Origin of the sequence: Paenibacillus sp. FSL R5-0766 (assembly GCF_037971845.1) — a bacterium.
GTDB lineage: Bacteria > Bacillota > Bacilli > Paenibacillales > Paenibacillaceae > Paenibacillus.
Genome location: NZ_CP150227.1, coordinates 6,908,561 through 6,921,430, shown reverse-complemented (window position 1 = coordinate 6,921,430; position 12,870 = coordinate 6,908,561). Strand labels below are relative to the sequence as shown.

The 12,870-nt window shown below is 45.4% G+C and carries 10 protein-coding genes; 9 read left to right on the top strand and 1 reads right to left on the bottom strand.

All coding sequences use genetic code 11. From position 1 onward, the window contains the following. Positions 1–16: 16 nt before the first annotated feature. The 6 genes from MKY66_RS29810 (at position 17) to MKY66_RS29785 (ending at position 6,222) form a co-directional block, all read left to right on the top strand. Positions 17–1,576 (top strand): IS1182 family transposase, encoded by a 1,560-nt coding sequence (locus MKY66_RS29810; protein WP_339806620.1) that lies wholly within the window; start codon positions 17–19, stop codon positions 1,574–1,576. Between the two features lie 164 nt (positions 1,577–1,740). Next, a complete protein-coding gene (locus MKY66_RS29805; RefSeq protein ID WP_076217088.1) occupies positions 1,741–2,859 on the top strand; it encodes a GNAT family N-acetyltransferase in 1,119 nt (372 codons plus the stop codon). A gap of 367 nt (positions 2,860–3,226) precedes the next feature. Then, the gene (locus MKY66_RS29800; protein WP_076217089.1) at positions 3,227–3,772 is read left to right on the top strand and encodes a 50S ribosomal protein L25; all 546 of its coding nucleotides are present in this window, start codon (positions 3,227–3,229) and stop codon (positions 3,770–3,772) included. 337 nt (positions 3,773–4,109) lie between these two features. After that, entirely contained in the window at positions 4,110–4,727 is a 618-nt protein-coding gene (locus MKY66_RS29795) for a hypothetical protein (RefSeq protein ID WP_076217090.1), read from the top strand. Positions 4,728–5,049: 322 nt separating this feature from the next. Beyond that, on the top strand, positions 5,050–5,607 hold the full coding sequence (locus MKY66_RS29790) for a DUF4303 domain-containing protein (protein WP_256704404.1): 558 nt from the start codon (positions 5,050–5,052) through the stop codon (positions 5,605–5,607). 273 nt (positions 5,608–5,880) lie between these two features. Next, positions 5,881–6,222, top strand: a complete 342-nt coding sequence (locus MKY66_RS29785; RefSeq protein WP_047841001.1) for a hypothetical protein — start codon at positions 5,881–5,883, stop codon at positions 6,220–6,222. Positions 6,223–6,306: 84 nt separating this feature from the next. On the opposite strand, the gene MKY66_RS29780 is transcribed toward MKY66_RS29785, so the two are convergent. Continuing rightward, positions 6,307–7,050, bottom strand: coding sequence for a YheC/YheD family protein (locus MKY66_RS29780; protein WP_339806617.1), 744 nt, complete (start codon positions 7,048–7,050; stop codon positions 6,307–6,309). A 434-nt stretch (positions 7,051–7,484) separates the two neighbouring features. Between MKY66_RS29780 and MKY66_RS29775 the strand changes: the two genes are divergently transcribed. Genes MKY66_RS29775 through MKY66_RS29765 form a run of 3 tightly spaced genes read left to right on the top strand, consistent with a single transcriptional unit; the run spans position 7,485 to position 12,735 of the window. Further along, complete coding sequence (locus tag MKY66_RS29775) at positions 7,485–8,579, top strand: bifunctional glycosyltransferase family 2/GtrA family protein (protein ID WP_076217094.1); 1,095 nt, start codon at positions 7,485–7,487, stop codon at positions 8,577–8,579. After that, positions 8,579–10,870 (top strand): glycosyltransferase family 2 protein, encoded by a 2,292-nt coding sequence (locus tag MKY66_RS29770; protein ID WP_076217095.1) that lies wholly within the window; start codon positions 8,579–8,581, stop codon positions 10,868–10,870. The genes MKY66_RS29775 and MKY66_RS29770 overlap by 1 nt, the downstream gene beginning before the upstream one ends. Before the next feature lie 11 nt (positions 10,871–10,881). After that, positions 10,882–12,735: a hypothetical protein gene (locus MKY66_RS29765; protein WP_076217096.1), complete on the top strand. Its 1,854-nt coding sequence runs from the start codon at positions 10,882–10,884 to the stop codon at positions 12,733–12,735. The last annotated feature ends 135 nt before the right edge of the window (positions 12,736–12,870 follow it).

The following is a 12,870-nucleotide window of genomic DNA, read 5'->3' as shown; positions in this document are numbered from 1 at the left end:
CTAAGGAGGGCTTCTTTTGTACATTCAATATACCATGGATCAACTTTTCTTGCCAATGGATTTGGAGACAGATATCCCCGAAAACCACCTCGTTCGTGTTGTAAATGACGCAATCAATCGCCTGAGCGATTCCATTTTTAGTGCAGCATATCCTGGCGGGGGCCGCCATAGCTATCATCCCAAAATGCTCACCAAAATCATCATCTACGCCTATACCCAACGCATCTATTCATCCCGGCAAATCGCCAAGGCTGTTCGCGAAAATATCATGTTCATGTGGCTCGCTGGGCGGCAACAACCGGATTTTCGGACCATCAATCGCTTTCGTTCCGAGCGGATGAAAGAGGTACTGGAAACGGTGTTTACCCACGTGCTAGAACTGCTGGTTCAGGAGCAATACGTGTCCATGGATCACTACTTTCTGGACGGAACCAAGCTTGAGGCGAATGCAAATCGGTACACCTTTGTCTGGAAAAAGGCTGTCGTCAAGTACCAGGCCAAGCTGCAAGAAAAAGTACATACCCTGTTCCAAACCATCGAAGCGGCCGAAAGTGAAGAAGATGCGCTCCATGCGGGTACAGACCTCCCTGAGCTCGGGGAAGCTTCTGCACTCACGGCAGAAAAGCTGGAAAAAGCCATTGAGCAACTGGAGGAATCCTTACAAGAAAAACCGAAAAACAAAATCGTAAAGAAAGCCGTACGCCAGTTACGCAAAGACTTGCTACCGCGGCTGCAAAAGTATGAGCACCAGATCCAAACCGCAGGGGAGCGGAATAGCTATAGCAAAACCGATCCAGACGCAACGTTCATGCGAATGAAAGAAGATCATATGCGAAATGGTCAATTGAAGCCAGGGTACAATGTGCAGATTGGAACGGAAAACCAGTTTGTTTTAGGTTACACGGTGCACCAGCGACCCACAGACACGAAATGTCTGAAGCCCCATCTCGACCATTTCGAAGAAACGCTCGGCAAAAGACCGAAGACCGTCATTGCGGATGCAGGATATGGAAGTGAAGAGAATTACAGCTATTTCGAGGAGCAAAACATCCAGGCAATCGTCAAATATGGGACGTACCACAAGGAGAAAACCAGGGCGTGGAAGCAAGCGATTGGCAAGGTGGACAACTGGAGCTATAACGAAACGGAAGATACATGGACCTGTGCGGCGGGGAAGACGTTACATTTTCGGTACGAAAGCGAGACAGTCACGGAAAGTGGTTACACGATTCGTACCCGCCATTATCGAAGTGAAGATTGTAGTAGATGTCCTCTGAAAGCAACATGCACCAAAGCCAAAGGCAATCGGGAGATCGCGATCAGCCTGACCTATATGCGGCAAAAAAACGAGATGCGGGAACGACTGCGCAGCGAGGAAGGATACACCCTTTCTGTTCAGCGCATGACGGAGCCAGAGAGTGTGTTTGGACAAATCAAAAACAACCGGGGATTCCGAAGATTCCTGCTTCGCGGCTTGCAAAAAGTAAGCCTGGAGGTCGGGTGGCTTTGCCTTGCCCACAATCTGCTTAAAAAAGCCGCAATGACGGAAAAACGCAAAAAGGACAAAGCAGGATAAACCTCTGCTTTGTCCTTTTTTGAACCTATGAGTGTTATTTCTTTTTGCCGATACGCTTTTTAAGGGCTTTTGAGACAGCCCCTTTTTCTTGTCCCCGAAACTTTGTGGGGTTATATTCTTTTGGAAGGCTGTTTATCAATATTGATATTGAAAGGATAGGGCAAATGACTGAATACAGAATGGCAACTCCAGATGAGCGTGAAGAATGTATCGATTTAGCCAACTATGCTTTTCACTTGGATTTTGAAACTCTGATGCCCAAAGGGTATGGGAAGAACGTAGATTCTTCTTCCATGCATAAGGTTGCTGTAGATGAGGAAGGCAGGCTGCGCGCGCAGGTAGCTGTTTTTCCAGAGCCTCTGACCGTATGTGGCTATACCCTGCGAACCGGCTATTTGGGTACTGTATCAGTCCATCCACGGGCGCGTGGCGAAGGACATATGAAGGTGCTCATGGACATGTGGCTTGAGGAATTACGCAATACGTGTGATATGGTTGTATTATATGGTCAGCGGCAGAGGTATGAGTATTTTGGCTTCACGCTTGGCGGTGTAAAGCTCAAGTATATTGTTGGAGAGGCCAATGTGCGCCATGGCTTAAAACATGTGAACGACACAGGAATATCTTTCAGGCCTTTCTTCGAGATTGAAGGAGCAGAGTCCTTTGCACACAGCATCAACACCTCGCGGCTTGCTTATGTTGAACGTGCAGTGCAGCAATTGCCACTTATTTTCGGCAGCCTCCATCAAAAGGCGCTGGGCGTTCTGGATCAAGATAAACTGATTGGGTATCTAATTGTAAACGAAACAGGAGATGAAATATCTGAATTTGCGCTGGAACATGCGGCAGATATTTCGCGGACGATTAAGGCTTACATGTTACATAGCAGAACGGATCGTATATCTATATTTACGCCGGAATATGACATTCCGCTGAATACGACACTTGGCAACATTGCGGAAGACTATGTTATTGAGACATCCGATATGTATCATATTCTGGACTTTGCCAATGTATTGGAGGCATATCTGACACTTAAATTCAAAACCACAGGGATAGTAAAGGGAGAATTCTCAGCAGTTATGGATGGTCAGCCGATTACTGCGCGAGTGGATGCGAGTGGTGTGACTGTCGAGCGATCTGCTAAGACCGATGCCGTTGTCCTTGATAAGCAACAGGCTCAGGCGCTTCTACTTACACAACATGGCCGTTATATGGCAGTTGCTGCGCCCGTTGGATGGTTTCCACTCCCAATATTCTGGTACAAGATCGATAAATTCTGACGAATCCAACGAGTATCGAGGATGTATACATTTGAGATGAGGACATGAAGGCCACTCCATCGTTGGGGTGGTCTCTATGCTGATCAACGATGCGGACTGGATGGAGACACTTTTGATCATATTATGGGGTTAAATCGACAAATTGATGTTTCTATGATAGGGTTGAGGCATCCCATAGGCATTCTACTCTTCGGAGTAGAGTGCCTTCATGTATATTATGGGTGCTTACATTAAATGTATTTTAAAATCAATTGGATCGTATATGGAGGTGGTGATGCTATGTTTCTCTCTTTAGCCCCAACAGGGGATGGTTGGATGAGTATGAAAAATGTGAAAATATCATTTAATAAAGAGGAGCGAACATAGCATGACTACTAGTTTTCAAGCGGAGAACCGCATTCCATTAAATACATCCCGACTTAGGGATTTACGTAAATCCGGGCGTTTGCCAGGTATTGTTTTTGGCAAAAATACGGAGAATGAAATGATTCATATTCCAACAATACAATTTCAAAAATGGTTGAAGCAGGGTACGTCTGGTTTTATCGAACTGCAGTTTGAAGAGAAAGGCTCATTGACTGTATTGTTGGAAGATCTCCAGCGTGATCCAGTGACACGGGATTTACTTCATGTGGATTTTCAGCAGGTGCAGACCAATGAGATCCTGCGTACTAAAATTCCTGTGAAGTTCAACGGCACACCGATTGGTACAAAACAGGGCGGAGTCGTGCAAGTTCAATTATCTTCTATTGAAGTGGAGGCATTGCCGAGACACTTGCCAACGTCGATTGAATTTGACATTAGTGCTATGGAACTTGGAGAAACGCTACATGTAAGTGATGCTACGTTTGCACCAGATGTGACGGTGATCTCTGAAGGGAATGAGTCTCTACTCTCTGTAGTTAAACCTTAACAATTCCAATTTCGCAAAGCTGAATAATTCAAAATTAGCCGTACGGGTGATATTCCGTACGGCTGATTTGTGTTGATTATGAGATGTTGGCGTGCTTCCATCCTCACAAGGAGGGGTAGCCTAGAATTCACCTCACGTAGATCTTTTGCTCGCGTACAGGCGCAATGATCCTAAAATTTCGCTACCCTTTCAAAGTTCACTCGCAAAATTCAGGTGTAAAGTAGGTAGACTCAGGAAAGGTAATCACTATAATGGAAATAAGATACATATATAGTTGAACCTAACCCGCTAAGGTCAATGGCATAACATTTCTAAACAGGGCGGTGAGCGAAAAGAAATGGACAAATTAAAGAATAGCGGATTCTATAAACTGAGATTCTTCATCACTCCTGAAGAGTTTAAAAGCCTTTTGCAGCTTTTGGAGCATCGGCAAGCGCAATTCAATCGTACGAATGCTGCCCGAACAGAGCATGATTATAATCAGGTGTACGAGGAGTATCAGACGTTCTATCAGTATTTTGTGGCAGGAGAAAAGAGAGATGACATCCATCCCTTCTTTGTTTACTCTATTTCTATTGCATCAGATCAAGAAAGTTCAGGATTTTTTGTGAGAAATGAAGGGGTTTCTTTTCCATATCACGGACAATGGGCAGAGGATGAACTGCCGTGTATCTTGCTTTCATTTCCGAAAAGTTTTCAAGTTAATTTGGAAGATGAAAAAGGAAAGTACTATATTTATGAGGATATACGGGACCATAAGCCGCTGACCTATGCGTTTTTCGATGAAATAAGAGACTCTATCAAAAAAATGACCAAATCCCTTCGCTTCTCAGCCCTTGATGCAGATGCGATGAAGGAGCAAAAGCCCTCCGTGCGTATAAGCCACGATGCAATGCACGACTTGAGCCAATCGTGGATCTTCAATAAATATGGACTTGTGATTCATGGCAAATAGGAGGGGGCTGAAATGATGTTCGCCCTAAAGCTTATCTGTACCTGGGTACTGCTATTTGCCTCATGTTCAGCAGTATGGTGGAGTTTCAGAACAGAAAAGCTTATAACCATCTCCTGGCTGGCATTTTTGATACCGGCTGTCTTCCAGCTTGTTACCGCTTTCCGGATTGGTCCAGGCCAAGCAAAGTCACTCATCGTGTTCGGCTGCATCAATCTGTTGTTTGCTGCCCTTGTGGGTGCGGGTGTCTGGTATCTAGTCCAAATAGCCAATTCATATCGAAGGGGCAAATGATCAACGAATGGAAAGGGGAACTCTAATCGTGATGCCAATGCAGGAAATAGAGACACTGGCCATAGAGATTGCCGCTGCCGCCAGAACATCTTTTTGTACTCTTTTTGAAAATGGTGAACGTTACTATTATTGTACGTTATACACTACTGGCGAGGGACATGCGCCAAGCATCTCTGCCTGGTCGTGGGAAGCATTGGCGTTGGAATCGGCTAGGCAAGCAGAGGAAAGTGATACGCCGGTATCCATGATTGCGGATCTCATCAAATGGTCGTATGCGGATTCGCCCTATTGTTGTTTTCAGGATGATCACTTTGACGGTGTCAAACAACGATATAACGAGCGTCCTTTCATTGCGGAACTGGAGTATGATGATTGGAATCGGGAGTTTGATATGAGGTTGAGAGCCATGGAGCTGGCGATGAAGATGCTAGATGATGAAGGCGTATTTGCCTTAAATCAACCGCGAGAGTCCGTATGTGCCCTTGTTGAAGTCATGCCGCCAGATGAGATCAATACCGAAATTGCCTTACGTTTGAATCGGGCGGAATCGCCGGCTATGCAAGCTTGGTTGGCGGAGGCGGCAGAATAGGGCATCAGGAGCGTTACTACGATGCTCGCAAGGCATACATACGACTTAATCTCGACAATCTTACTGAATCGGAAAATAGTAGACGATCAAAATTCCCGAACTACCTTTGTACATTAAAGGGTGGTTCTTTTTCGTGTTTGAGCTACGACATCAAGCTACCAGTTCCCCCCTACCACTGTACAAACACACTTTTTCTACCTTGTCCACATTTATACCTCACCAAAACTATTTAATTGCATTTAATAGACTATCAATAAAAAGGAGGTTTTGAGAATGGGAAATAGAAGACCTGGAGCACCTAGAGGTGGTTATGACCCTGTTCAGATCTATAACTCTACTTCGTTTAATGCGAGTGGAGTAGTGGAGTATGCATCCATCTTCTGTAGCAACGATAGATATAGTGTTCAGCGTGACGAGACTTGGAGATCTTCCGACCGTGGTGTGTGCCTGGTAACTAGAATCACCGCGACGGTTAGAACACCGAGTGGAAATATTGAAGCCGAGCCTTATACCTCTTCAGGTACTTCATACAGCCAGTTCGCCATTATACAGGTAGGGGTAAATCAGTTCCGAGTGACACGTGTTACAAGTGCGATTAGAAAATGCCGGAAATAACCGAAGTGGGTTAATATCGAGATTAGGTACGAAACATGAAGAGACGACTTGCCCGGATAACAGGCAGGTCGTCTCTTTTTCGGTTTAATTTTTCTTGTACCATAATATTCTGCGGTGCATCGAGGAGTCTTTCATAAGTCGGAAAGGGCGCAAATCCGGTTGATAATTTCCTTCAATGATCCAAATACGTCGTTTCTTGTCGACAGCAATATCGAACCCGACTTGTCTAAGCATGGGGTAATGCTCTCCCAATCGTATGGCGGCTAATCGTGCAACTTGTTCCGCTCTGACAAGTAAGCGCCGATCTCCAATTCGAGCTAGTCTCAGCGCTTTAAGAACTGGAATGGGGCGGTTATTCACATTGGTGACTTGGTATCCTTGTGCTGCGACTTTAGCATAGGAACCTGTCACGTTCCAAGTGGACGAGGAACCCTTTTTGCGCTGAACCATGATCCGAATGTCGAACGGCCTGTGTTTAATTTGAGCAAGCTGCAGACGCTTTTGGACAATATATTCATCACTTTTGATTGTTTGTTCGAACCATTCGAGTAACTGCTCGTTGTCTCTCATGGTGAGTGTGTTATTTTCATTTTGAATACGATAAGCATTTGCACCGCTTCGTTTAATGAACAGGATACCCCTTCCGTAACTGCCATTACGAGGTTTCAGTACAACGCTGGGATACTGAAGAAGCATCTTCGTTAGCGTTTCCTTTTCAAGCAACTGTGTTTCTGGCAACCGTTCTGCGAGAGAGGGCTCATCGCGCAGGATGCCATACTGCAACCATTTGTCTCTTTCGAATAACATTGGAATCACAGCCTTTTTCAATCGTCTACGGTAATTCTAATTCAAATTCGTGATCCGCATAAGTGGCCATCCATCCAGATTTGTAAGTCGAAGCATGTCCAATCGGTCGATGGAGACAGAAGATGAACTATTACGAGAAACGACTGCATTCTGGGGAGGCCTTCATTCACGCTTCGAGTGGCTTCTGGATTGCAGGCGCACTTCTATCACCACCGTGGACAACTGCATGCCATGCTGGTACATGTGCTGAAACGAGAACCAAATGTGCAATGGTTTGAGTAGTGCTAGACTAACCCTCAACTAGTATTTTTCGCCTATGAATTAGCTTATAAAAGACTGCAACTTTTTTACCAATATATATACAAGTTATTCGTTTACTGTATGCCTTTTCGATGTTATACTCACAATATTCAAAAAAGAATTTGTGAAAATATGTCGAATTGAGGCTTATCAGGATGATTATAGGTAAACAAAACGGCGAAACGATCATCCTCATTCCATCACTTGAACCGGATGAGAGACTTCCAGCCTATGTACGGCAATTGCGAGAGTATGGATTTACTAATATTGTTATTGTGGACGACGGATCTGGTGAGGCCTACCAGTCGATTTTCGAGGAGCTTCGTGAGAACGGTTGTGCTCTGCTGACACATGCGGAAAATCAGGGGAAGGGTGCGGCACTCAAGACCGGATTTGAGTATATTGGGAAGCAATTCGACGCAACTTCCTTCGTCGTAACCGCTGATTCAGACGGACAACACGCAGCTGAGGATGTATACCGTATAGCCCAAGAAGCAAGGCTTCATCCGGATTCGTTGGTGCTCGGGGTAAGGAACTTCAGCGAGGGGAATATACCTCCAAAGTCTCTGTTAGGAAATCGGATGACATCCTTTATTTTTGCCATGCTCTATGGTAGAAAACTGTCAGATACCCAGACTGGGCTTCGTGCCTTCGGTCCAGGGTTACTTGCGTTTATGCAGGATGTTCGCGGCACTCGATTTGAATATGAGCTGCAGATGCTTATCTCGTGCATTCAGTCTGGCATACCGATTCATACGATGCCCATCCAAGTCATTTATGAGAATGGTAATGCAGGCACTCATTTTAAAGCGATCCAGGATAGTGCTCGGGTCATGGGGGTGTTGTTCTCCAATTTCCTGCGGTTCATTTCATCATCGGTGGCCAGTTCGGTTGTGGATTTGGGCATCGCCTGGTTTTTGATCGACGCGTTGCGGCCCGTGTTGGGTGAGCAGCACTATTTAAGAATTCTGCTGGCAACCGTGATTGCGAGAGTTATATCCATTGTGGTCAACTATGTACTGAACAGACATTTTGTATTCCGCAAGGAGGATAGCCAGGGAAGTCTATGGCGCTATCTAACGTTATGCGGAGTAGTCATCTTGCTTTCCAGTACCGGTGTATATATATTCCATACCGTTCTCTTCGTAGATGAGAAATTGGCGAAATTCGTCTGTGATGCCTTGCTGTTCCTGCTCAGTTTCCAATTGCAGCGAAGATGGGTATTTGCAGCAAGGAGGAAGCAGTTGTAGTGCAAAACGAAAAAAGGCAGAATATCTTTTTTATCATCACGATGATCCTGATGTCGATTTATTTGGTATGGCGTACGTTCTTTACATTGCCATGGGGTGAAGGCGTTCTGAACGTCATTTTTGGTATGCTGCTGATTGTGGCTGAAACGGTCACCGTACTGACAACCTTTGAATTATTCTTTCAAAAGATGCAAAAAGAACGTACACAGCTCGATTTTCCAATCGTTCCGCCGGAGTATTATCCGGATGTGGATGTATTTATTGCTACGCATAATGAGCCTGTTGATCTGTTATATAAAACCGTTAATGCCTGTACGTTCATGGATTACCCGGACAAGCAGAAGGTTCATATCTATCTCTGTGACGATGGTGCGAGACCAGAGGTGGAGGAGCTTGCCAGACAGTTTGGCGTGGGATATCTGGGGTTCCCCGGAAACAAGGATGCCAAGTCTGGTAATCTGAACAATGCACTGAGCAAAAGCTCTTCGCCGCTCATTGCAACGTTTGATGCGGATATGATTCCACAGCACACCTTTTTGATGAAAACGGTACCCTATTTCATGCTCTCCACGTTTATTAAGGAGAATGAGGTATGGCGTCCTCGCCGAGAGGACGAGATGGACCCTAAGTTCAAGCTTGGTCTGGTACAGACCCCGCAAAGCTTCTACAATCCGGATCTATTCCAGTTTAACCTGTATGCAGAGCAAGGCATTCCGAATGAACAGGATTTCTTCTCCAGAGAAGTGAACATCCTGCGTAATGCCTCCAATGCGGTAGCCTACACTGGAAGTAATACGATCATTTCCCGGCAAGGCATGGAAGACATCGGAGGTTTTCCACTCAATACAATCACCGAGGACTTTGAGACAAGCATCCGCTTGCAGCAGGAAGGTTATATTACCTATGCGACTCAAGAGGTTCAAGCTGCCGGGCAGACAACAACAACAGTGAAGAGCATGATTAAACAACGGATTCGTTGGGCACGGGGTATCATTCAGAGCCTGCAGAATACGCGTGCACCCTTGTCTGGGAAGCTTCCTTTCTGGACGAGAGTGACCTACTTAAGCAGTTTCTTATACTGGTGGTCCTTCTTTAATCGGTTGATTTTCATTTTGGCACCTATTTTGTTTGCGTTATTCGACTTCCAGATTGTGAACACAACCTTCTGGCAAATCTTAATATTCTGGCTTCCATCTTATTTCTTCTACAGTGTATCCATGCGATATCTGTCCAGCAATATTCGGAATCAGCGATGGAGTCAGGTTATCGACACCATATTCATGCCTTACTTGATCTGGCCGGTTCTCCTGGAGACGCTGGGTATTCGTGAGAAAAAATTCAAGGTTACCAACAAAAGCAGAGCAAGCGGTCGACAATGGATGTCTGCTCTGTTATATGCACTTCCGCATATCTTCTTGCTGTTGCTATCCATTGCAGCCGTGATTCGGTATGTCAATGGCAAGTACGGCATTGCGCTGTTCTTCAGCAGTATCATTATTTTCTGGCTGATTCATAACATGATTGCGCTGTGTTACGCCCTGTTCTTCATGATCGGCCGCCGTGCGTATCGGGAGACAGAACGGATTCGGGCGCAGGAAGATGTCACGATTCACGACCAAGCCAACAATCTGCGTTATCAGGCCAAGACGGTGGATGTATCTGAGCAAGGTATTGCCTTCTATGTCCCATATCCCATTTATTTGGCTGAGCAGAAGATCATCTCTCTGGTTGTCAAAACCGACCGGTATGAGGCCAATCTCGATGCAGTCATCGTTTATGTGAAACAGGATGGAGAGGGCTGGCGTTACTCCGCAACGGTTCAGCCGATTGATGAGAATGATAACCGCCAATACATGCAAATCATCTACGACCGTAAACACTCATTGCCAGAGCAGATGAATCTGTGGGATACGGCTTATGACGATATGTTACGTAATGTGAAAAAACGGATTGTTCAACCCAGATCGGATCAGCGAAAAATGCCGCGGCTTTCTCTACAGCTTCCAGTTCATTTCACCAATGATGCTAGCTGTACGCTGCGCAGCTTCAATTATCGTTTCTTTTCCGCGACGGGTTTCCATGGTGATATTACGGCAGGAGCGGTCGTTACTTTTTATACAAAGAGTAATATTGAAGTCATTTTGCAACATACGGGGAAAACGACAGCCCGTGAGCGCGAAGTGCTTCTCTCGGTGGAGAATATCGATGATATTGTGGAGAAGGGCCTGATCGACCAATTGCTGACGGATTTGATTCAGCCACATTCCGATCGTTCCACCAGAGAGGGTTAGGAGAGATAGAGATGCTCATTGTGCTTCATTTTGTGATGGGGGTTTTGTTGATAATCTCCTTTGTTGGTTATATGCAGTTTGTTCGGAAGACACTTGCACTACGATGGGAGTTCATCCCTGTATTTGTGTTTTCTGCGATAGCCTGCATCGTATATTTCGCTGGTTTGGCAGGTCAGCTCTTTATTGGAAGCATTGTCGTGTTGATACTAGGCTTGGTGCTTTTTAGAGGTACGCTGGTTCAAGCTATCCGACGAGGGACCAAGCCGAATTTAATGTTCTCGATATTTCAGTTTTCTTTTCTGGGCGGAACATTCATCTTTTTGTTGATTCTGTTCCAAAACCAATTAACTCACTACGATAACTTCTCGCACTGGGCCATTGTGTTGAAGCAGATGCTGAGTACAAATGCCTTTCCGACACCAGAATCCAGCCTAATTGATTTTAAAAACTATCCGCTGGGGACTTCGTCATTTATTTATTATGTCTGTCGCTTCATGGGACACTCCCAGTCCGTGATGCTCTTGGCACAAGGGCTGCTTATCTTTTCCTGTTTTTATGCCATGTTTGGCATTGTTTCGGAGAAGAAACGCTTTCTTCTGTACGCTTTTCTTGGACTCGGGTTATCTACACTTTCTTTTTTCAATCTTACGATTCGGATCACCAATCTACTCGTGGATTTCTTGCTTCCGATCTATGCGCTCGCAATCCTGGCGGTGATCTACCAATATCGTAATGAGATCAAAAAAGCATGTATTGTTGTTCTTCCGCTTGCGGGATTACTGACCATCATCAAAAGCACGGGTATTATTTTCGCCGCGATCGGTCTGATTTTCCTAGTGTATACATGGCTAAAACATAAGCAAAAGTTCAGTTGGAGAACAGCGCTCGCTGTAGTGGGTACGATCTGCGGTACGCTGATTCCCTACTTCGGCTGGAGCTGGCGAATGGCAACGGTATTCCAAGGGATTGATAACAAGTTCGAGGGAACAGCCTCGGTGATCCAAGCTGGCAAGACGGGAGAACAGAAATGGGAGATCCTGACGCTCTTCCTGAAATCAAGCATAGATATCACGTCCAGGCCTGTGCTCGGAATTGTACTTTTCCAGCTTATCGCGATCGGAGCTTCGGTATTTGCCGTTGTTGTACTCAAGAAGAAGTGGAACTTGTGGAAAGCATTAATTGCTTTGGACGTTGTTCTGTTACTGTACTATGCGGGGATACTGGCGTTGTATCTCTTCTCCATGCCATTGGATGAAGCCATTGTCCTGGCAGGCTTTGAGCGTTATGCGTCCAGTATCGTGGTGCTGTTCGCCGGTGGGCTGGTGTTGTGCGCTGCGATCGACCTGGAGCGATCATTCCACTATCGGATCGGTGAAGTACCTGATTATCAATCATTTAAGACGGTTGAGACGAAAGGTCATTATCAAAAAGGCATTATCGGCTGTATGGCGGTTGCGGCCACCATCCTTTTGTCCGAATACAATGGTATCGTGTCTATCGCCCAAAGCTATGATACAACGCTCCCTTACAAGATTCATGCAGTTACTGGTGATCGGTGGTACTCAGGTGGGCAAGAGGATAATAACAGATATCTCTTCTACGCCTCAGACAGGGACCAACAGGTCACGAACTATTACATGCAATATGTAGGGAAGTATTTCTTGTATGCTCCACATGTGGACGGGATTGTATTGTTCTATGAGGATAATATGGATAACCTTCTAAGCGGTTACGATTATCTGGTGGTTGTGGAGACGGATCTCAATGCCAAGTGGTTGCTGAAAAAGCATTATGGCATCGACATGCAAGAGGGGATTTATAAAATCACCCGTTCCGGGGATCAGATCGTTCTTACGTTAACTTGAGATCATAGATGTTGAGACCCTGTTCCGAACATCCGGTCAGGTAAGATGGAATTCATGATTGTATATAAAGTCTCCTTAAATATAGCCCGCTATAGCTAATACCTATAGCGGGCTATAACTCTTTCGTAGAACAGC